At 38.0% G+C, this 19,977-nt stretch carries 21 protein-coding genes; 13 read left to right on the top strand and 8 right to left on the bottom strand.

Going from position 1 to position 19,977, the window contains the following annotated elements:
- The first annotated feature begins 37 nt into the window (after positions 1-37).
- The 4 genes from FCJ93_RS12680 (at position 38) to FCJ93_RS12665 (ending at position 3,802) form a co-directional block, all read left to right on the top strand.
- Entirely contained in the window at positions 38-1,177 is a 1,140-nt protein-coding gene (locus FCJ93_RS12680; protein ID WP_095306848.1) for an acyl-CoA dehydrogenase family protein, read from the top strand.
- Positions 1,178-1,510: 333 nt separating this feature from the next.
- A complete protein-coding gene (cccA, locus tag FCJ93_RS12675) occupies positions 1,511-1,879 on the top strand; it encodes a cytochrome c550 (protein ID WP_095306847.1) in 369 nt (122 codons plus the stop codon).
- A 97-nt stretch (positions 1,880-1,976) separates the two neighbouring features.
- Positions 1,977-2,687 carry a tRNA (adenine(22)-N(1))-methyltransferase gene (locus tag FCJ93_RS12670; RefSeq protein WP_137743851.1) on the top strand — a complete coding sequence of 237 codons (711 nt, stop codon included), beginning with the start codon at positions 1,977-1,979 and terminating at the stop codon, positions 2,685-2,687.
- Positions 2,687-3,802, top strand: a complete 1,116-nt coding sequence (locus FCJ93_RS12665) for a Nif3-like dinuclear metal center hexameric protein (protein WP_095306845.1) — start codon at positions 2,687-2,689, stop codon at positions 3,800-3,802. Before FCJ93_RS12670 ends, FCJ93_RS12665 begins: the two co-directional genes overlap by 1 nt.
- Before the next feature lie 160 nt (positions 3,803-3,962).
- Here FCJ93_RS12665 and FCJ93_RS12660 read toward each other — a convergent pair whose 3' ends face one another.
- Both FCJ93_RS12660 and FCJ93_RS12655 read right to left on the bottom strand, forming a co-directional pair.
- The gene (locus FCJ93_RS12660) at positions 3,963-4,904 is read right to left on the bottom strand and encodes a 4-hydroxy-3-methylbut-2-enyl diphosphate reductase (protein ID WP_137743850.1); all 942 of its coding nucleotides are present in this window, start codon (positions 4,902-4,904) and stop codon (positions 3,963-3,965) included.
- A 471-nt stretch (positions 4,905-5,375) separates the two neighbouring features.
- On the bottom strand, positions 5,376-5,885 hold the full coding sequence (locus FCJ93_RS12655) for a YqfQ family protein (RefSeq protein WP_235879472.1): 510 nt from the start codon (positions 5,883-5,885) through the stop codon (positions 5,376-5,378).
- Positions 5,886-6,184: 299 nt separating this feature from the next.
- Here FCJ93_RS12655 and FCJ93_RS12650 point away from each other — a divergent pair, with 299 nt between their 5' ends.
- Together FCJ93_RS12650 and FCJ93_RS12645 are read left to right on the top strand one after the other, a co-directional pair.
- Positions 6,185-7,489, top strand: coding sequence for a DEAD/DEAH box helicase (locus tag FCJ93_RS12650; protein WP_095306843.1), 1,305 nt, complete (start codon positions 6,185-6,187; stop codon positions 7,487-7,489).
- Between the two features lie 33 nt (positions 7,490-7,522).
- Positions 7,523-8,416 carry a deoxyribonuclease IV gene (locus tag FCJ93_RS12645; RefSeq protein ID WP_095306842.1) on the top strand — a complete coding sequence of 298 codons (894 nt, stop codon included), beginning with the start codon at positions 7,523-7,525 and terminating at the stop codon, positions 8,414-8,416.
- A gap of 224 nt (positions 8,417-8,640) precedes the next feature.
- On the opposite strand, the gene FCJ93_RS12640 is transcribed toward FCJ93_RS12645, so the two are convergent.
- Complete coding sequence (locus tag FCJ93_RS12640; RefSeq protein WP_408014797.1) at positions 8,641-8,904, bottom strand: DUF2624 domain-containing protein; 264 nt, start codon at positions 8,902-8,904, stop codon at positions 8,641-8,643.
- A gap of 220 nt (positions 8,905-9,124) precedes the next feature.
- Here FCJ93_RS12640 and FCJ93_RS12635 point away from each other — a divergent pair, with 220 nt between their 5' ends.
- The 3 genes from FCJ93_RS12635 to FCJ93_RS12625 are packed head-to-tail and all read left to right on the top strand — an operon-like array spanning position 9,125 to position 11,174.
- A complete protein-coding gene (locus FCJ93_RS12635; RefSeq protein ID WP_137743849.1) occupies positions 9,125-9,901 on the top strand; it encodes a metal ABC transporter ATP-binding protein in 777 nt (258 codons plus the stop codon).
- A 2-nt stretch (positions 9,902-9,903) separates the two neighbouring features.
- Entirely contained in the window at positions 9,904-10,764 is an 861-nt protein-coding gene (locus tag FCJ93_RS12630; protein WP_095306839.1) for a metal ABC transporter permease, read from the top strand.
- Positions 10,761-11,174 carry a Fur family transcriptional regulator gene (locus tag FCJ93_RS12625; protein WP_095306838.1) on the top strand — a complete coding sequence of 138 codons (414 nt, stop codon included), beginning with the start codon at positions 10,761-10,763 and terminating at the stop codon, positions 11,172-11,174. Before FCJ93_RS12630 ends, FCJ93_RS12625 begins: the two co-directional genes overlap by 4 nt.
- 28 nt (positions 11,175-11,202) lie before the next feature.
- Here the strand turns inward: FCJ93_RS12625 and FCJ93_RS12620 are convergent, their stop codons facing one another.
- On the bottom strand, positions 11,203-11,772 hold the full coding sequence (locus tag FCJ93_RS12620) for a hypothetical protein (protein ID WP_137743848.1): 570 nt from the start codon (positions 11,770-11,772) through the stop codon (positions 11,203-11,205).
- 164 nt (positions 11,773-11,936) lie between these two features.
- Here FCJ93_RS12620 and FCJ93_RS12615 point away from each other — a divergent pair, with 164 nt between their 5' ends.
- Entirely contained in the window at positions 11,937-12,311 is a 375-nt protein-coding gene (locus FCJ93_RS12615) for a DUF4190 domain-containing protein (RefSeq protein ID WP_137743847.1), read from the top strand.
- A 74-nt stretch (positions 12,312-12,385) separates the two neighbouring features.
- Here FCJ93_RS12615 and ispG read toward each other — a convergent pair whose 3' ends face one another.
- The 3 genes from ispG to FCJ93_RS12600 form a co-directional block, all read right to left on the bottom strand.
- Positions 12,386-13,492, bottom strand: coding sequence for a flavodoxin-dependent (E)-4-hydroxy-3-methylbut-2-enyl-diphosphate synthase (ispG, locus tag FCJ93_RS12610; protein WP_213085522.1), 1,107 nt, complete (start codon positions 13,490-13,492; stop codon positions 12,386-12,388).
- A gap of 167 nt (positions 13,493-13,659) precedes the next feature.
- The gene (locus FCJ93_RS12605) at positions 13,660-13,998 is read right to left on the bottom strand and encodes a hypothetical protein (protein ID WP_137743845.1); all 339 of its coding nucleotides are present in this window, start codon (positions 13,996-13,998) and stop codon (positions 13,660-13,662) included.
- A 413-nt stretch (positions 13,999-14,411) separates the two neighbouring features.
- Positions 14,412-15,185: a DUF1189 domain-containing protein gene (locus FCJ93_RS12600; RefSeq protein ID WP_095306833.1), complete on the bottom strand. Its 774-nt coding sequence runs from the start codon at positions 15,183-15,185 to the stop codon at positions 14,412-14,414.
- Between the two features lie 605 nt (positions 15,186-15,790).
- Between FCJ93_RS12600 and FCJ93_RS12595 the strand changes: the two genes are divergently transcribed.
- Positions 15,791-17,422, top strand: a complete 1,632-nt coding sequence (locus FCJ93_RS12595; protein WP_211344116.1) for a Na/Pi cotransporter family protein — start codon at positions 15,791-15,793, stop codon at positions 17,420-17,422.
- An 81-nt stretch (positions 17,423-17,503) separates the two neighbouring features.
- A complete protein-coding gene (locus FCJ93_RS12590; protein ID WP_137743844.1) occupies positions 17,504-17,983 on the top strand; it encodes a DUF456 domain-containing protein in 480 nt (159 codons plus the stop codon).
- Between the two features lie 139 nt (positions 17,984-18,122).
- Here FCJ93_RS12590 and FCJ93_RS12585 read toward each other — a convergent pair whose 3' ends face one another.
- Entirely contained in the window at positions 18,123-18,818 is a 696-nt protein-coding gene (locus tag FCJ93_RS12585) for a Crp/Fnr family transcriptional regulator (protein WP_095306831.1), read from the bottom strand.
- A 521-nt stretch (positions 18,819-19,339) separates the two neighbouring features.
- On the opposite strand from FCJ93_RS12585, the gene sodA reads away from it, so the two are divergent.
- Positions 19,340-19,948 (top strand): superoxide dismutase SodA, encoded by a 609-nt coding sequence (sodA, locus tag FCJ93_RS12580; protein WP_137743843.1) that lies wholly within the window; start codon positions 19,340-19,342, stop codon positions 19,946-19,948.
- Positions 19,949-19,977 lie beyond the last annotated feature (29 nt).

Below are 19,977 nucleotides of genomic sequence, written 5' to 3'. Positions count from 1 at the left end.
TAAGCGATTGCATCGTCAGGTCAAGGGGGGAGTTTTCGTGAATTTCGAATTAACGCCTGAACAAAATATGATTCGACGTACGATTAAGGAGTTTGCGAAGGAAGAGGTTGAACCAGGGGCAATTGAACGTGATGCGAAAAGGGAATTTCCGAGAGATATTTTCAACAAACTTGGTGAAATGGGGATGATGGGCTTGCCTTTTCCCGAAGAGTATGGGGGAGGGGGAGCTGATACAATCAGCTTTGCGATTGTTACAGAGGAATTAAGCAGGGCCTGTGCATCAACAGGCATCACGTATTCTGCTCATATTTCATTAGGGGGTGCTCCACTCGCATTATTTGGAACGGAAAAGCAAAAGCAGGAATATTTAGTACCCATTTGTGAAGGCCGTTCTCTCGGGGCATTTGGGCTAACGGAGCCTAATGCAGGCTCTGATGCTGCAGGTACGGAAACAGTGGCAAAGGAAGAGAATGGCTCATTTTTCATTAATGGAAGCAAGTGTTTTATCACCAATGCCAGCTACGCAAACCATCTTGCGTTGACCGCTGTGACTGGTCAAGTAAATGGAAAAAAACAAATAAGTGCAATAATTGTTCCAACTGATACTTCAGGGTTTTCAGTTAAAAACAATTATGAAAAAATGGGCTTACACGCTTCAAATACGACAGAACTTGTTCTGGACAATGTTGAAGTTCCGACTGAAAATCTGCTTGGTAAAAAAGGTGAGGGATTTAAACAATTTCTTATTACGTTAGATGGGGGAAGAATTGGAATAGGGGCGATGGCGGTAGGAATTGCTCAAGCAGCCTATGAAAAAGCGCTGCAATATGCAAAAGAAAGACGACAATTCGGAACAACCCTTTCAAAATTTCAGGCAATTCAATTCAAGTTAGCAGATATGGCGATGAAGATTGAACTCGCTCGCAATATGGTTTATAAAGCAGCATGGTTAAAAGACGTTGGGCGCTCTTTTACAAAGGAAGCATCGATGTGCAAGCTCTATGCCTCTGAAATTTGTTGCGAGGTTGCCGACCAAGCGATACAAATTCATGGTGGCTATGGATATATGAAGGCGTACGAAGTCGAACGCTATTTTCGAGATGGAAAATTAACGGAAATTGGGGAAGGGACTTCAGAAATTCAACGGATGGTCATTGCACGCCAAATTGGCTGTTAAAGATTGATTAGAATAAAAAATAACAAAATAACAAATCATAACCGATGAAACTTCACGTTTATTAGTGAAGTTTTTGACTTTTTTTTGAACTTACTGTGATAAACTTTACTTTAGGTCTTTTCCTTCAATCATTTTTCGAGTAAAATAAAAGTTGTTTGTATTTATATTTGTCCTTTTCATAATGGCTCTGCAATAGGATTGAACGAACGCGATGAAATGATCTCATTTTTTGCTCTACGTATGTATAAAGGTTCGTTTTTTGCCTTTAGCTCATTATGGAATTGACTAAATCTATGGGACTGGCGTTTTTTACATAAGGGAGGTTTAAAAGCAATGAATCGGAATCCAATTATTCCATTTGTTTTAATTATGGTCATTGGGGTGGCTGCCATGTTCTTAATGTCTTTTAAAGGTGTTGGAGACATGAAAGAAATTGCGGCTGAGCAAGAAAAAGGCGGTGCAGAAACGGAAGACTTGGCATCTGCAACTCCGGAGGAGCTTTACCAACAAAAAGGTTGTGTTGCTTGCCATGGTGGTAATTATGAGGGTGCCACTGCCCCTGCATTAATTGGTGTTGGTGATAAATTTAGTCAAGAGGAAATTGTTGAAATCTTAACGAATGGAACTCAGGGAGGTATGCCTGGAGGACTAGTTCCAGGTCAAGAAGAAGCAATGGCTGAATGGCTTGCAGGATTAGAATAAAACAAAATAGTATTATAAGGTCCTTTGCATATGTAAAGGACTTTTTCTATACTTATAAAATGGACAGCCCCTATAGTATTGAAAAAGTGGTGAAGAGATGAATATTGATAAATTATCGCAGCGTCTGCAAACTGTAGCGGAATACATACCAGAAGGAAGTCGGATTGCGGATATTGGTTCAGATCATGCCTATTTGCCATGCCATGTCGTGAAAAAAGGAATAGTCAGCTATGCCATTGCTGGCGAAGTGGTAGAAGGCCCTTTCCAGTCTGCTAAAAAGCAGGTCGAAGCTGAAGGCTTATCGGATAGGATTGATGTGCGCAAAGGAAATGGACTTGAGGTCATTTCTAACGATGAAGTCGATTGCATAACAATTGCGGGAATGGGTGGAGCGTTGATCGCAAGCATTCTTGACTCTGGTGAAGCAAAGCTTACAAATGTTAAACGACTCATACTGCAGCCAAATTTAAGTGCTAAGTCAATCAGGCTCTGGTTATTGGAACATGGTTGGCAGCTAGTGGCGGAAGAAATTTTGGAAGAAGACGGGAAAATTTATGAAATACTAGTCGCTGAAAAAGGTGAGCCCAATAAGCCTTATCATAATATGAATATTGCAGCGTCTTTATTAATGGGCCCGTTTTTAATCGAGCAAAAAAAAATGCCCTTCGTGAAAAAATGGCGGAGTGAAGTGGCCAATTGGAAAAGAATATTAGGCAGGCTTGAAGAAGCTGCCGAAAATGAAGACAATCAAAAGAAGAGAATGGAGTTAAGCAACAAGATACTGTTGGTAGAGGAGGTATTGGATTAATGAAGAATGCAAATGGCTATGAAGTGATCGAATTATTTGAACAATTTTCACCTAAAGCATATGCGATGGAGGGAGATAAGATTGGCTTGCAAGTCGGCCGTCTCAATAAACCGATTAGCAAGGTATTGGTAGCATTAGATGTGCTGGAAGAAGTTGTCGATGAAGCAATTGCTGCTAACGCTGAACTTATTATTGCCCATCATCCGATTATTTTTCGTCCACTGCAAAAAATTACAACTGAACAGACATCTGGCAGGATCATTGAAAAACTTATTAAGCATGATATTGCTGTCTATGCTGCCCATACCAATTTAGATGTGGCAAAAGGTGGGGTAAATGATCTATTGGCAGATGCGTTAGGATTAACAAATACGGAGGTTCTTGTTCCGACCTACGAAGTGAAACTGAAAAAGCTAGTTGTCTATGTCCCGGAGGAAAACGCAGAAGCACTGAAACAAGCATTAGGAAATGCGGGAGCTGGTGCGATCGGTAATTACAGTCATTGTACTTTTTCCACTAATGGAACGGGGCAATTCCTTCCTGGGGAGAATACGAATCCCCATATCGGCACGCACGGTAAGCTAGAAAGTGTGAATGAGTCTCGAGTAGAAACCATTTTCCCAGCCCATTTGGAAAAAAAGGTTCTCTCTGCTATGTTTAAAAGCCATCCTTATGAAGAGGTGGCTTACGATATTTATCCATTAGACAACAAAGGAGAGGCATTAGGGCTCGGAAGAATTGGCTATATAGATGAAATGTCATTAGAGGAATTTGCCATGCATGTTAAACAGGCATTGGGGGTAACTGGCTTGAGGGTCGTCGGAAACCTAAAAGAGCGGATAAAAAAAGTTGCTGTACTTGGTGGCGACGGCAATAAGTATTTTCGCGCTGCGAAGTTTAAAGGGGCAGATGTTTATGTTACAGGGGACATGTATTATCATGTTGCCCATGATGCAATGATGGAAGGGTTGAATATTATCGATCCAGGTCATCATATTGAAATGATTATGAAACAGGGGGTTGTCGATGTCCTGACTAAAATGTGTCAGGCCAAGGGTTTGAATGTTTCTTTTATCGCCTCTAAACCAAATACAGACCCATTTCATTTTATGTAAATATCTAGGCGCTGACGTCTCTTTGCAACGAATAAAGTGCAGGATGATGCTCAATACTTCTCGCTAAAGTAAATCCGGTCTTATTTAGCAGATGTGTAAAAAGCAATGTTGAAATGATTTATTTATGGCAATGATAAAAAAAGTATAGCCGACAGCCCGGCTATACTTTTTTTACTTTTGGCAAGATTTTACTTAAAGGCACCTTTTTTTCTACATTCCAAGTGGATTGATCGTTTGGATCGAACTGCTCAATAAATGAGATAACTTCCTTTGTTATGGGGGTCGGTGTTGATGCACCTGAAGTAACAGCGACAGTTTCTACATCTTTAATCCAGTCTATATTCAGTTCACTTACATCACCGATTCGATAAGCCTTTGTTCCAGCAATCTCCTCTGAAACCTGTGCTAATCGGTTAGAATTATTGCTCTTTGGATCGCCGACGACGATTGTTACATCAGCAGCTCCTGCCGTTTGCGCTACAGCTTCTTGTCTTACTTGAGTAGCATTACATATTTCGTTATGAAACTCAGCATGAGGGAATTTCTCCTTTAGGAGATCCATAATATGACCAACATCCCATTGGCTCATCGTCGTTTGGTTTGTGACGATCAATTTATCGTGATTGAGTTGAAGTCTATTTACATCCTCTTCTGTCTCAACGAGGTGCACGATGCCAGGAGCAACACCTAGGGCTCCTTCAGGCTCTGGATGACCTTTCTTGCCAATATAGATCACTTGAAATCCTTCTGCTTTTTTTTCTCTTATAAGATTATGAGTTCTTGTCACATCAGGACAAGTGGCATCAATCGTTACAAGCCCTTTTTCCTTGGCTAACGCCCGAACCTCAGGAGAGATTCCATGAGCGGTAAAAATAACCGTACCTTGGTCAACCTTTTCAAGAATCTCTTTACGATTGCTTCCATCTAATGTAATAATGCCTTCTTCTTCAAAAGCATCTGTGACATGCTTGTTATGAACAATCATCCCAAGAATATAGATTGGTCTGGGCAATGTTTTATCTAAAGCAGCATTTCTTGCAATGACCATAGCATCAACGACACCATAGCAGTAGCCGCGTGGAGAAATTTTAATAACTTTCATTTTGAAACCTCCTAAAAGCGAAGATTGCTCTTAATCTATTAGTCAACCTCTCACTTTTAAACAAAAAAGCAGAAATTGATTGAATGCCGTGCAATAAACACAGAAATTATTTTTAATCATTATAACGTATTCTTCTCCTACGAACCTATTATAAAGGATTATGTCTAAAACCTCAATTTGAGGAAGCTGGAAAAAAGAAATGGGAAGAGTGTTGATAGCTCCAATACTGCTGATTTAGAGGGCTTTCTGTAGTGATATGGCCGTAGAAATAGAGGGCAGTTAAATTTTAGACCTTGTCAAGGGACGTTGAGAAGCTAGAATTTAAGCATAAAGATGTTAAAAAAATCGCTGTACAGGGCAAATATCATGCAAAACTAAAGCTTTGCATGATATGGATCAAAATAGTTCTCAAAAGTCGATCATAAAAAAAGAACGCTTGTAACAGCATTCTTTCAGGAAATTATCCATCCATTAAATATATAGTTTTGGGACGGATATATTGTTTTCAGAAGAACTTCTCTTTTGATTTGTTTCTTTATGCTCTTCAGAACTTGAACTTTTTTTCTTTTTCGTTTGGCCGTTGTTTTTCTTCGTGCTTTTTTTGTCTGTCTCTTCTTTTGGAGCATCATCTTCAGTGTCGGAAGGGAGATCTCTGAAGCCTTTATACAGCTTCCATAATGAAGGTAAATTTTTGACTATTGGACCATATTGCTGAACCATTGGACCGATCTGCTGTGCAGTATTGAGCACTTTCTCAGTATTCGCAAGAAATCCGTTTAACGCATTCGGGTCGGTTAAGGTTTTTAACAAACCGCCACTGCTTCCACCACGGCTAGTGGCTTGCCCGGCTGCAGTGGAAGTGGGGAAAGAAAAAGGATTTGAGCTTGCTCTTTGACTCCCGCGATTTCCAAATATTCTGGCCAACAGTCCACCGCCACCGCCCCGTTGCGGTTGTGGCGGTCTAAATCCAATCCTATTCATGGGAGGCCCACCTCTAGGCATCATAGAACGCATGGCTGGGTTTCCAGGTGGAGGGAAAGGAGCTCTCATTCTTGGTGGCATGTTCTTCCTCCTTTCAATCTTTAGCCTTTAGACATATGCATAGATTCTCTCCTATTAAGGTATGCATTTAGGCTGGAATCGTTAAGTACTTTTGCGGATTTCTAAGGAATTTGGTATAAAGGATAAGAAAACATCCTTAATTGGCACAAATAACAATTCTCGATTATAATGGGTAGATGATGTCCGAAAACGGGCGAAGTTAATGAAGGAGTAGAACTATGGCAGAATCGAAATTTAATATATATGGATTTCAACCATTTGTGATGAAGGCTTTACAGAAGATCGGATTTCATGAACCAACCGAAATCCAACAAAGATTGATCCCTCTCGTCCAAAGAGGAGAAAGTGTTATTGGACAGTCGCAAACGGGAACGGGAAAAACCCATTCTTATATTTTACCGCTCATCGATAAAATTGATCCAACCAAAAAAGAGGTACAAGTGGTGATTACAGCACCGACGCGGGAACTTGCAAGTCAAATTTACCAAGAGATTATAAACATAACAGAATTCAGTAATGAAGAAATTTTAACACGTTTATTCATCGGCGGGACGGACAAGCAGAGAACGATCGAAAAGCTCAAGGTTCAGCCACATATTGTCGTTGGTACTCCAGGGAGGATTAATGATTTAACGAAGGAGCAGGCGCTCTTCATTCATAAATCGACTACACTTGTTATTGATGAAGCAGATTTAATGCTTGACATGGGTTTTCTTGAAGACATTGATCAATTTGCTTCAAAAATGCAAGAAAAACTGCAAATGCTCGTTTTCTCTGCAACAATCCCTGAAAAGTTAAAGCCGTTTTTGAAGAAATACTTGGAAAATCCTCAATACATTCATATTGAACCGAAACAATTAACAGCAGAAAAAATTGCTCATTATTTATTGCCCGCCCGCCATCGTAATAAAAAGGAAGTAGTTTATGATGTGTTGACGGCATATAATCCATATTTAGCGATTGTGTTTACAAATACAAAAAAAATGGCTGAAGAAGTAGCATTTGCGTTAACAAATAAAGGTCTAAAAGTTGGGCGGATTCATGGCGATCTTAGCCCTAGAGAACGCAAAAAAATGATGAAACAAATTAAGGATTTAGAATTTCAATACATTGTCGCAACAGACTTAGCGGCAAGGGGAATTGATATCGAGGGAGTAAGCCATGTTATTAATTATGAGCTTCCTTCAGATTTAGACTTTTACGTCCATCGTGTAGGGAGGACTGCACGTGCGGGTTATTCAGGTGTTGCCTTAACGATTTACAGTTCGTCAGATGAGGATGCGCTTAATCGGCTAGAAAACCTTGGAATCCAGTTTAAAAACGTTGACTTAAAAGATGGGGAGATCATTGAAATTAGCGATCGCAACAAAAGAAAGAAACGGCAAAGACAGCAGGATGAGATTGATGTTATGGCGAAAGCAATTGTGAAAAAACCGAAGAAGGTAAAACCTGGTTATAAGAAAAAAATGCAATCAGAGGTTGATAAAATTAGAAAGCGTCAAAATCGCTTAAAAAGAAAATAAGTGAGTAATGTTTATGTTAAGGGAGAGATAATGATGTTGAAAATTGGATCGCATGTATCAATGAGCGGAAAAAAGATGCTTTTATCTGCAAGTGAAGAAGCTGTATCATACGGTGCTAATACTTTTATGATTTATACAGGTGCACCGCAAAATACGAGACGCAAAAAAATTGAAGATTTAAATATTGAAGCAGGACGCCAACATATGAAAGAGCACGGCATTGATGAAATCGTTGTCCACGCACCTTATATTATCAACATTGGAAATACGACCAATCCTGATACCTTTGAGCTGGGAGTCCGGTTTTTAAGAAGTGAAATTGAGCGTACAGAAGCGATTGGCGCTAAGCAAATTGTGCTCCACCCAGGTGCCCATGTCGGCGCAGGAGCGGAAGCAGGAATTCAGAAAATCATTGAAGGGTTGAATGAAGTGTTAACCGGAAGGGAATCGTTGCAAATTGCCTTAGAAACAATGGCGGGCAAAGGTTCAGAATGTGGAAGAACATTTGAAGAAATTGCAATGATTATTGACGGGGTAACTCATAATGAGCGTCTATCTGTTTGTTTCGATACTTGCCATACCCATGATGCAGGTTATAATATTGTCGAAGATTTTGATGGGGTATTGAATGAATTCGATAAAGTTATCGGCATTGATCGTTTAAAAGTGCTCCATATTAATGATAGTAAAAACGAACGTGGCGCAAGTAAGGATAGACATGAGAATATTGGATTTGGCCATATCGGATTTAAGGCATTAAACGATATTGTTCACCACCCTCAATTAATGGATATCCCAAAAATTCTTGAAACTCCTTATGTAGGTGAGGATAAAAATAATAAAAAGGCACCTTACAAGCATGAAATTGCCATGTTCCGCGAGAAAGAATTTAACAAAAGCTTGCTAGAAAATATTTTAGCCGAGTAAGTAAGATGGAGAAAGAAATCCGCTCAGGCTGCCCGCAAACGCTCGCTTTCTTTGTTGCTCGTCTTGTCCGGTGCTCATTACCCATTTTGGTAACTCCGCTCCTCCCAAGGCTTCGCGCCTCGAAAACAAACGTTTTCAATCAGCCTGAAGGGAACTGATTTTATTTATTTTTGACTTTGTCTACACTCTGAATCCGCTTCTTCTGAAGTGGATTTCTTTTTGTGTTATTTTGTAAAACTAACAAAAAGACGATTTATCTCGTTTGCTTTTTCGTTACCGACAATGTTGGCAAGTTCATTTATGAGGTTTTTCCTTTCTCCATCATTAAAAATATTAACATTTTTCCCTCTTAAATGGGCGGCGATTTGTTCAGCCTGTTCATTTGTAATGCTTATTTGAAATTGCTTACCGTATTTAAGCAACTCTCTTCCTGTAATGGAATTGATTTTATGATTAATAATTTTCTGGAAGATTTTCAAATGTCCCACACCCCTTCTTCTTTACTTTATGAGCATGGTCATTTAGTTGTGACGGACTGCATAAAGCTTTACAATAAAGATTTGATCCTGTATACTTCTAAATCGAAATGATTCTTTTTTAAATTCGAAGCTGTGAATCAGGCTGTTGAATGGCTTTCCTTCAACCTTGACTTGATTGGGAACCAACAACATTTTCATACATGGCTAATTTCAAAAAATAGGTGATATGATGAATGCCACGCAACCAATTATCGAAATAGACGATTTGTCCTTTCATTATGAAAAGGAAAATGTTTTAGAGAATATACAACTAACGATCCCTATGGGAGCTTTTTTAGCTGTAGTTGGACCGAATGGATCTGGAAAATCTACATTATTAAAATTAATTCTTGGTCTTTTGAAGCTACAAAGAGGAAGTATTCGCCTTTTTGGTGAGGACATTCACCGTTTTAAAGACTGGCAGCAAATAGGATTCGTCTCGCAAAAAGCGAATTCATTTAATAGCGGATTTCCTGCGACTGTTTATGAGGTCGTTAGTAGCGGATTAACCAAAAAGATCGGAATGTTTAAATTTTTGCGGGCTGAGGACCATCGGAAGATTAAGGCAGCGATAGACTCGGTTGGGTTAAACGAGTATCGGAATCGGAATATTGGACAGCTATCAGGTGGTCAGCAGCAAAGGGTTTTTATTGCCAGAGCATTAGTAAGTGAACCGAAACTGCTGATTCTTGATGAACCTACGGTCGGCGTAGATGCACAAAATGTTCAATCCTTTTATGAAATGCTCGCACACTTAAATAAAGAGCGAGGAATTACACTGCTGTTGGTTACCCATGATATTGGTACCATATCTGATAAAGTCTCGCATGTAGCTTGTTTAAATAAATTTTTACATTTCCATGGGAAATCCGAGGAATTTGAACAGCTGCAAATTAATGACATGTCGCAGATTTATGGTCATGATGTTCATTTGCTCTCCCATGAACATCATCATGAAGGAGTTTGAAAATGATCAAGGATATTTTTCAATTTGAATTTTTACAAAATGCCTTTCTGACGGGGATGATTATTGGCGTAATTGCACCATTGCTAGGGGTTTTTATCGTGGTTAGACGCTTATCGCTCATTGCGGATGCATTGAGTCATGTGACATTAGCTGGAATCGCGGCAAGTCTGCTCCTTGAAAAAAAATTCTTAGTGATGAGTGGTCTGAATCCACTGTATATGGGGATGGCGTTTTCTGTTACGGGTTCATTATTTATCGAAAAGCTGCGAACCGTTTATAAACATTATCAAGAGCTGGCGATACCGATCATCCTTTCAGGAGGAATTGGCTTAGGCGCAATCTTCATTTCTTTAGCAGACGGGTTTAATACGGATCTATTTGGTTATTTGTTTGGAAGTGTAAGTGCTGTAAGCAGGGCTGACTTATATACAATCTTATTCATTAGCGCATTTGTGATTATTGCAATTATACTGTTGTATAAGGAACTGTTTTTATTATCATTTGATGAAGAGCATGCGAAAGCGTCTGGCATCGCTGTTAAAAGCATTCATTTCATTTTTATTATTATGGTTGCCCTCGTAATTGCTGCATCAATGAGGATCGTTGGGATTCTTTTAGTTTCTTCTTTAATGACCCTGCCAGTTGCGGCAAGCATCCGGATTGCAAAGGGATTTAAAGAAACGATCTTTTATTCCGTATTATTTGGCGAAACATCTGTTTTGGGTGGATTACTTATTTCTTATTATTTAGACTTGGCACCGGGTGGAACTATTGTTATGATCGCAGTAGTAATATTAGTTGTCACGATCGGCTTAAAGAAAATAAGCTCATCTAGACCTGTTAATAATGGGGTGAAATCATGAATGTAAGTGAAGCGTTGCAATTATTGAAAGAAAAAGGGTACAAGCATACTGGCAAACGGGAAGAGATGCTCGAATTGTTTTCAAATAGCGAAAAATACTTAACGGCAAAGGATGTTCTTGATCAAATGAAGGATGATTATCCTGGCCTGAGTTTTGATACAATATACCGCAATCTTTCAATGTTTGTTGAATTAGGGATCTTTGAAATGACAGAATTATCAGGTGAAAAGCATTTTCGGTTTACTTGCTCTCACCAGACTCATCACCATCATTTTATTTGCTTGGATTGTGGCAAAACGAAAGAAATTGAAACGTGTCCAATGCAAAGTTTAAGTGAAAATTTACAAGGATTTGATATATCAGGTCACAAATTTGAAATTTATGGACGCTGTCCTGAATGCAATGCATAGAGTCTTATTCGTAGGCTCTATGCTTTTTTTACCCTTGCTGGACCCATCTCTTTACCCATGCTTTTGCTTCAAACCAATGATAAATTCTAATGACACCTTGGGGGAGTGGTTGTTGATTGTACGGGGTGTCGAAGAGAAGAACAGGGATTTTGCATTCTTGATGAACAATCACTGCATTATCATGTTTGTCTTCAATAAACAAATCAAGCTGGTAATTTTTAATCAATTCGACCTTATTATGCGAACCGGTTAACTCAATATGATGAAAGGGTAAACCCTCTTTTTTAAACCAATTCTCGGTAATCGCTAATAAATGGGTACTGCGGGCACTAATAAAATAGAGCTCATGCAACTTTTCCCATTCGAGCAAAACGTCTTTTACATGCTCCGCTAAAGGTGATTCTTCATATACTTTTGCTTCAATATTGAGCCACCATTGTGCAAATTCTGAGGCTGGGATGTCAACTAAAAGAGATAGATCGTAATCGACTATGTCTTCTAACGATAATGATAAACCAAAATCTTTGTTCATATACGGGAGGATCGTCTCTGGACGAGTAACGGTCCCATCTATATCGATGCCTAATCTTTTCTTCATCTTCGCTCTCCTTTGTCAATGCTCACATCATCATTTTAACAATTTCAGCTGAAATTATGTAGCGCAATTTTACATCCTTCTTTGACAGACTTTAACACTTTTAAAATGACTCGCTCTGAAAAATAATATAAATGCTCCTATAAAGAAAGCGAGGGATTTTAAATATGGCAGATCAAGAACGCAAGGTCCCCGTCACTAATTTGCGAAAGGATGACTGGGGATTAGAATCGTATGAACAAACAAAGACTGCAGATTATTTAGAGGAAACCTCAGCTGAAATGGCTGCTCCAGTAACTTTTGACAGAGAAAATAAGGAAGAGCGGGATGCGGATGCAGGTGCGGGGGGAACAGGACTGGGCTTTGCCGCGATCATCCTCTCGATCTTATCTTTATTTGTTTCTCCGATTTTGTTTGGGGCAGTAGGCATCGTGCTTGGATTTATTGCACGTCGCAGAGGAGCACAAAGTCTCGGTAGCTGGGCGATTGGGATCGGGGCTGTATCTATTATTTTAGGGATGTTTATTCTTCCGTTTTTTTAAGCTTTTCAAGCTAGGAGCACTTGAAAGCTATAAAAAATACGAGGCTTGGCATACAGCCAAGCCTCGTATTTTTATTATTGAACAGTTTCCACTTTTGCTTCTGCTTCTTTTTTAGCAAAATATTCGGCCGCAATTTGATCAATTTCTTTTTTCAATTCCTCAACCATTGTTTCCTCGGGAACTTTACGAACAATTTTTCCTTTGCGGAAGAGGAGTCCTTCGCCACGGGCACCTGCAATACCAATATCTGCTTCCCGGGCCTCACCTGGACCATTTACCGCACAACCAAGCACCGCTACTTTTATAGGGGCTTTAATCGTTGAAATATATTCTTCAACTTCATTTGCGATGCTTATTAGATCGATTTCGATTCGACCGCATGTCGGACAGGAAATTAAAGTTGCTGCATTTGAAGATAGTCCAAATGATTTGAGAAGCTCTCTAGCCACTTTAACTTCTTCAACAGGATCGGCACTTAAAGAAATCCGTAATGTATTTCCAATTCCTTTGCTGAGGATTGCACCTAAGCCAGCAGCACTCTTTACTGTGCCGGCGAATAATGTTCCGGATTCTGTTATTCCTAAATGTAATGGGTAATCAAAGGCTTTTGCCGCTTTTTCATATGCCTCGATCGCTAAATTTACATCAGACGCTTTCATGGAAACGATAATATCATGGAAATCGAGATCTTCTAAAATTTTAATATGATGAAGGGCGCTTTCCACCATGCCATCAGCAGTCGGATAACCATATTTTTCAATTATGCGTTTTTCAAGGGAACCAGCATTAACTCCAATGCGAATAGGAATTCCTTTTGCTTTAGCGGCTTTCACAACAGCTTCTACTTTTTCTCTCTTACCAATATTGCCTGGGTTAATGCGGATTTTGTCGGCTCCTCCTTCGATTGCTTTAAGAGCCAGCTTGTAGTCAAAATGTATATCGACTACTAAAGGGATATTAATTCTTTTCTTAATTTCAGCGATGGCATCAGCGGCCCGCTCATCTGGACATGCAACCCTGACAATTTGACAACCAGCTTCCTCTAATCGATTGATTTGTTCTACAGTAGCATCCACATCATGCGTTTTGGTTGTTGTCATACTTTGGATGACAAGTTCATTATTGCCTCCAATTGTTAAATTACCAACTTTGACAGGACGGGTTTTTGTACGATGTATAATTTCACTCAAAAGTGATTCTCTCCTTTTTTTAAAAGAAATAAGCACCTGAATCAAATCCGTTAAGTAGGACAATACGAAGTTGATTCATCTATCATTATAATGCTAATATGAGTTAATTGTATCAGTGAAGGGTTTACCTTGACAAGAAACTTACTGGTTTAAATGGATTATTCATGTATTTTACTATAATCTGGAAATTTGTAAATTTTACCAATTTGTATTTTATTCGCTTCAGTTCCATTATTGAGGATGCGAAAATCCTTTGTTATTTCATCTATCGGAACAGGGATTGGACCATTTAATTGTTTTTCGATAATGGACAGGACTGTTTCCCCGCTTTGCACTTCTTTATCAAAGTAACTGATACTGGATTGCCAATTTGTAGGCATTTCACTTTGAGCACTCGTATTTGTTTCAATTGCCATAGGGAGTGTTCCTTTACTCAAGTCATAGTAAATGGAAAAAATAGTTGCGACGATTAAAAGTAGGATGAATAGGCGTTTCATTGGTCTAACTCCTTTATCGGGTTTTTTCCATATATATGCTCGTCCAATTTATAATAGTACAAAAATGGAAGTAACAGGTATTTGGCATTATTATTTGAAGTTTATTTGTCTGTGGAAGAACTATTGAAACAGGATTCATGTTCCATCCCGTCATTCTAACCTTTCTTTTTTAGGATGAAGATGTGCAGTTAAGAAAACTGTTAATTGCACATTGAGTTTTCAATGATGTTTTTGCAAGGATAAGGGAATGAATTTTAAAGTTTCGCTTATAGAAGAAGAGTGCGCGGTGCCCTGCCCTGTATGTCGTTTGAGGAAGCGTATAAAGAGACTGTTTCGATTTTTATGAACTCTCTAAAATGACAAAAGACAGTGAGAGTCATCTCGCTGTCTTTTGCTGATAATCAAAAACGCATTTATAGTTCTGCTTCTTTTGCAGAAGGAACTTCTTTTAATGCTAGGAACAATACAAGTACAGAGACGAGCCAATTTAACCAAAAGCCATATGGAACAACTGTACGGAAGATATCCATAATCATGAAAAATACTGTAGGCAGAACAATACTATAGGCAGCCATTCGCCATATATGACGATACTTTAGTTCCTCGCCTTTTCTATAAATCATGACTCCGATTAGGGCCAAAACGGAAATTCCAATAAATTTCATCGCGCTTGCAAAGAGATAAATAAAGATGATTAAAATGGGGATGGCAATAGCTAAAAGAGAGTCCAGGGAATTGACAAAACTGGCTATATCACTCTTTGTTAAAGCGATGTCCATTGATGAATAAGAAAAATGATCATTAGCACTGCCTGGGATGATAATGGCAAAGTCATTTTTTAAAAGAGCAATGGAATTAATGGAAAGATCTAAATCATTTAATTCAATTTCTCCAGTTGAGTCGAAAATAACGGTCAAATCTGGATGTTCAATTTTGACAGGAGCGTCATGATCAGAAATTAATTCACCATCTGCAATGGTGAAATCTGGTATGTCCTTATCGATCGATTGTTGCATGACATTAAATCCATTCACAATATCCGTACTAATCTGTATAGAAGTAGGAATAATGGAAATAAGGACGAGCAAAAAGACAAATAAAATCGTTTTGCCTATTCCTTGGTGTCGCCATGATGCAATGCTTTTTGGAGAGTATATGCTCAAGATGAGCTGCTTAAAAATATTCATGTGAAACCACCTTTTAGTTATTCTTTATTCATTTTAGCCTGTGCTAAACCCCAATACAAGATATTCGTATAAGCTTTTTTGTATAAACGATATTAACAACTGCTAATAAGGCTCTGATGTCTGAAAGGGGAGGAGAAGTTCTCATGATTTATCAGTCAAGCGCTCTTTTAAGTATCCACTAATGTAAAGAGAACCTTTTTCTTTCCTTATAGCTTTGATAAAACGATTTTTAGCTCATTTCGTTCGAAATTTGGTTTCACACGAAATGAGCTAAAAATCGCCAAAAATACGTAATATTCCCTTTTGAATAATATTATAATAATTATTGTTTGTAATTTGTTTGTAATATAACGTTGATTTATTAAGGGATTGTAAATTTACATCATAAATTATTTACATTGTTACAAACGATAACGCATAATAGGAGAGTCGGTTTTGTAAATATACTCATTAACGAGCACTTAAGCGGTTCAAATACTGATGACAGAGATAAAATTTGGAAAGTGAATCGAGTTCGTTCTTACTCTGAAGCGTATTTTTATGAGATTGATGCGAGAACTTTTTTATTACTTTTTCTTTATTTCATGTAATAGGGGTTGAAGAGTTTGGAGTTTGATGTTCAACAGATGATATTTGAGTTTCTTGGTGGACTAGGGATTTTCTTGTTTGGCATAAAGTATATGGGCGATGGTCTGCAAAAATCTGCTGGGGACAAGCTTAGAGATATATTAGATCGATTCACGACCAACCCTTTAATGGGAGTGCTGGCTGGGATTATTGTTACTGGATTAATACAATCGAGTAGTGGAACGACCGTTATTACAATTGGTTTGGTTAGTGCTGGCTTTATGACTTTACGTCAGGCAATTGGAGTGATCATGGGTGCCAATATTGGAACGACCATAACGGCTTTTATTATTGGCATTGATGTTGGCGCATATGCCTTACCTATTATTGCTCTAGGATCTATATTATTATTTTTCTTTAAAAATAAAAAGGTGCACAGTATAGGACAAATTGTTTTCGGTTTTGGTGCCTTATTCTTTGGACTTGAGCTGATGAGTAGCGGAATGAAACCGTTAAGTGGTTTAGAGACCTTTCATGAATTAACAGTAAGCATGAGTTCTAATCCAATTCTTGGAGTTATAATTGGAACCGTCTTTACTGTGATTGTCCAAAGTTCTAGTGCTACAATAGGCATTTTGCAAGGCTTATTTGCTGAAGGTTTAATTGATCTTAATGCTGCGCTGCCAGTATTATTCGGAGATAATATTGGAACAACAATAACAGCTGTTCTAGCATCGATTGGAGCTTCTGTAGCAGCAAAACGCGCCGCAGCAACCCATGTGTTATTTAACTTAATCGGTGCAACGATTTTTATGATATTTATCACTCCTTTTACAATCCTAATTGAATTTTTGCAAGATAAGCTACATCTTAATCCGGAAATGACAATTGCTTTTGCACATGGTATTTTTAATACAACGAATACATTGATTCAATTCCCGTTTATTGCGGTTCTTGCCGTGATTGTGACAAAATTGATTCCAGGTGAGGATTCTGTCTTTGAGTATAAAGCGAAGCATTTAGATCCGGTTTTCATAGAGCAGTCCCCTTCCATTGCGTTGGGACAAGCGAAAGAAGAGGTCCTGAGAATGGGGCAATTTGCTGTGCTAGGATTGACAGAGACGAATAATTATATGAAAACGAAAGCGCAAAAACACTCAGATACAGCAGCTCAGCTTGAAGATGCGATAAACAATTTAGATAGAAAGATAACGGAATACTTAGTGGCATTATCATCTAGCTCTTTATCAGAAACAGAATCAAATGAGCATTCTACTTTAGTTGATACCATTCGTGATATTGAAAGAATTGGTGATCATTATGAAAACGTGCTTGAATTAGTTGAATATCAATTAGCCAATAAAGTAAAAATAACTAAACCGGCGATGGATGAGCTTGAGGAAATGTTCCAATTAACGATCTCTACTGTTAAGGAAGCAGTCAATGCCTTAGATCATAATGATAAAGAACAGGCACGAAACGTCATTAAGAAGGAAGAGCAGATTGACAAGATGGAAAGAAAATTGCGCAAGCAGCATATTCTTCGCTTAAGCGGCGGGGAATGCAGCGCCCAAGCAGGTATTGTGTTTGTTGATATAATTAGCAATCTTGAAAGAATCGGCGATCATGCTGTAAATATCGCTGAAGCTGTGTTAGGAGAAAGACATTAAATTATGAAAAACTCGCTCTTTTTGGCGAGTTTTTCTGATCTCGTTTATAATTTATGTGAATGATGGAAAGGAATTGATAAAATGGATATTTTGTACTGGATTATTATTATTGCGCTTTTTGTCATTTCATTTATTGGATTGATTTATCCGATTGTTCCAAGTGTTTTGTTTATTCTTGGAGGATATCTTTTATATGGATTTTTCTTTAGTTTTAAACCATTTAATTGGTTTTTTTGGATTATTCAGGGTTTATTCATTCTATTATTATTTGTCGCTGATTTCGTCGCCAATTTGCTGGGAATAAAAAAATACGGAGGTTCAAAAGCTGGAATTTGGGGCAGTACCATTGGAATATTGATCGGTCCATTTGTTATTCCTTTTCTTGGGATTATTATCGGTCCTTTTTTAGGGGCCGTCATGGCGGAATGGATGATTAATAAAAAAGGGTTTAAAGAGGGGCTAACGATTGGATTTGGTTCTGTCATCGGTTTTATTAGCAGTGTTGTAACAAAAGGATTAATTCAAGTGTTGATGATCATTTATTTCTTTGTCATTGTGTAAAAAACAATACTAGCTCAATTTTTTATGGGGCCAGTATTGTTTTTCTTGCAAGCTGGTTTTAATATCTCGGGCTCTAAACTTATCAAGCAATTGAAAGGAAATTCAGTGCGAACAATGTTTCGAGGTAGTTGCCGTTTTGTTAATTTATCCCGCAAATTTCAAACGGACAGTTTTGACAATCCACGCTTTCTTTTAAATAATTAATGTTTTTAATAATGAGCTTTTGCTGATTATAAGAGATGATATCTTTTTCACGAAGCTCTTTTAACATCCTTTGTATAACTTCTCTCGTTCCATAAGTAAAATTGGCAAGCTCCTGGTGTGTCAGCGGTAAATCAATCAGTATTCCCTCATCCGTCATAACGCCATAGCTATTGCATAAACGAATGAGAATGGAATAGAGTCCGCCCTTTTTCCCATTCATCATCAGATCCTGGCATTTCATTTGCGCTTTCAAATAACGGGTGCTTAACCATGAGGATAAGGCATTTAAAAGATTTTGATTGCTATGCACAAATTCTTCGAAATCGGCACGTTTAATCATAAGCATTTCACAGTCTGTAAAAGTTTTTGCGTAAAAATGATATTTGGCTTGTGGTTTGAATAGTTGATATTCAATAATTAATTCTTCTCCTGATAAAATTTTCAGGATGAATTCTTTTCCTTTCATATGAACACGGCCAAGGGCAACGCTGCCACGCAGTAATATAAAAATATAATCAACTGAATCTCTTTCATTAAAGAGGATGGTTCCAGCTTTATATTTTTGAATGGTTTCTTTATCAATAAATTCTTGTATGAGGAGGCTATACAGAGAAACGGTGGACTCTTTCATACGATCTCACTCCTATGTTCAAAATTTTCGATAGAAAGGTTATCATAAATAGTATAATGAAAATGACCTTTCTTTCTTTTTAAGGGACACCTCGATTTCGAAAGAATACCTTTTAACAGGTTGAAATATGCCAAATCAATTTGGTCGAAGCAGATTGTATAAAAAACATTGTGATATTCTTCACTTTAGAAAAATTTATCGATACTGTCAATATCGTCAGGAAGCTGAAATCTCTATTAATACAGTGATTATGACTTAAAACGTTGATATATAAGGAAATAGAGACTCTTGACAAATTATCGAACTTTGTGATAAATAGTGTTGAATTTAAGAAGGAAAAAAGAACCTGCATGTGGAATACTATCAGTTGAATAGGAAATAATAGTTATGTTACCTAAGTCATTATGTTTGAAAGGAATTTCTAACTTTGGTAATCTTAATTTAAACACATTAGGAATATTCTTAATATAGAAAAGGGAATATTTCTAAAATCATTTCTATTACATAGGGAGGAATTAACAATGGCTTTTGAATTACCACAATTACCTTATGCTTATGATGCACTTGAACCGCATATTGACAAAGAAACGATGAACATTCACCACACAAAGCATCACAACACATATGTTACAAATTTAAATAATGCGTTGGAAGGTAATGAGGAGCTTCTTTCTAAGTCGGTTGAAGAAGTTGTTTCAAATCTTGATGCGGTACCGGAAGCTGCACGCACAGCAGTACGTAATAACGGTGGCGGTCATGCTAACCATTCGTTATTCTGGACCATCCTTTCACCAAATGGTGGAGGTGCACCTACTGGAGAATTAGCGGATGCAATAACTGCTAAATTTGGAAGCTTTGATAATTTCAAGGCCGAATTCACAAAAGCAGCAACAACACGATTCGGTTCTGGTTGGGCTTGGTTAGTTGTAAATAATGGAGAATTAGAAGTAACAAGTACGCCAAACCAAGACTCTCCATTAATGGAAGGCAAAACACCTGTACTTGGACTTGATGTTTGGGAGCATGCCTACTATTTAAATTATCAAAACCGCCGTCCTGACTACATCGGTGCTTTTTGGAATGTAGTTAATTGGGATGAAGTGGCTAAGCGTTACAGCACAGCGAAATAATTACTACTGCAAAAAAAGCAGGGGATTTT

It is taken from the genome of Robertmurraya siralis, from assembly GCF_005502275.1.
Classification (GTDB): domain Bacteria; phylum Bacillota; class Bacilli; order Bacillales; family Cytobacillaceae; genus Robertmurraya; species Robertmurraya siralis.
Note: the sequence above shows the minus strand (reverse complement) of the source record. Positions and strands in the feature narration are given on the sequence as shown.

What these genes read in the sequence shown, in the direction of transcription:
- FCJ93_RS12650 (WP_095306843.1), top strand. Translation starts at nt 6,185, where the DNA reads ATGGCAGAATCGAAATTTAATATATATGGATTTCAACCATTTGTGATG.
- FCJ93_RS12620 (WP_137743848.1), bottom strand. Translation starts at nt 11,772, where the DNA reads ATGAAGAAAAGATTAGGCATCGATATAGATGGGACCGTTACTCGTCCA.
- FCJ93_RS12585 (WP_095306831.1), bottom strand. Translation starts at nt 18,818, where the DNA reads ATGAAAGAGTCCACCGTTTCTCTGTATAGCCTCCTCATACAAGAATTT.
- cccA (WP_095306847.1), top strand. Translation starts at nt 1,511, where the DNA reads ATGAATCGGAATCCAATTATTCCATTTGTTTTAATTATGGTCATTGGG.
- FCJ93_RS12590 (WP_137743844.1), top strand. Translation starts at nt 17,504, where the DNA reads ATGGATATTTTGTACTGGATTATTATTATTGCGCTTTTTGTCATTTCA.
- FCJ93_RS12605 (WP_137743845.1), bottom strand. Translation starts at nt 13,998, where the DNA reads ATGAAACGCCTATTCATCCTACTTTTAATCGTCGCAACTATTTTTTCC.
- FCJ93_RS12660 (WP_137743850.1), bottom strand. Translation starts at nt 4,904, where the DNA reads ATGAAAGTTATTAAAATTTCTCCACGCGGCTACTGCTATGGTGTCGTT.
- FCJ93_RS12615 (WP_137743847.1), top strand. Translation starts at nt 11,937, where the DNA reads ATGGCAGATCAAGAACGCAAGGTCCCCGTCACTAATTTGCGAAAGGAT.
- FCJ93_RS12600 (WP_095306833.1), bottom strand. Translation starts at nt 15,185, where the DNA reads ATGAATATTTTTAAGCAGCTCATCTTGAGCATATACTCTCCAAAAAGC.
- FCJ93_RS12635 (WP_137743849.1), top strand. Translation starts at nt 9,125, where the DNA reads ATGAATGCCACGCAACCAATTATCGAAATAGACGATTTGTCCTTTCAT.
- FCJ93_RS12665 (WP_095306845.1), top strand. Translation starts at nt 2,687, where the DNA reads ATGAAGAATGCAAATGGCTATGAAGTGATCGAATTATTTGAACAATTT.
- sodA (WP_137743843.1), top strand. Translation starts at nt 19,340, where the DNA reads ATGGCTTTTGAATTACCACAATTACCTTATGCTTATGATGCACTTGAA.
- FCJ93_RS12670 (WP_137743851.1), top strand. Translation starts at nt 1,977, where the DNA reads ATGAATATTGATAAATTATCGCAGCGTCTGCAAACTGTAGCGGAATAC.
- FCJ93_RS12655 (WP_235879472.1), bottom strand. Translation starts at nt 5,885, where the DNA reads ATGAATAGGATTGGATTTAGACCGCCACAACCGCAACGGGGCGGTGGC.
- FCJ93_RS12625 (WP_095306838.1), top strand. Translation starts at nt 10,761, where the DNA reads ATGAATGTAAGTGAAGCGTTGCAATTATTGAAAGAAAAAGGGTACAAG.
- FCJ93_RS12630 (WP_095306839.1), top strand. Translation starts at nt 9,904, where the DNA reads ATGATCAAGGATATTTTTCAATTTGAATTTTTACAAAATGCCTTTCTG.
- FCJ93_RS12645 (WP_095306842.1), top strand. Translation starts at nt 7,523, where the DNA reads ATGTTGAAAATTGGATCGCATGTATCAATGAGCGGAAAAAAGATGCTT.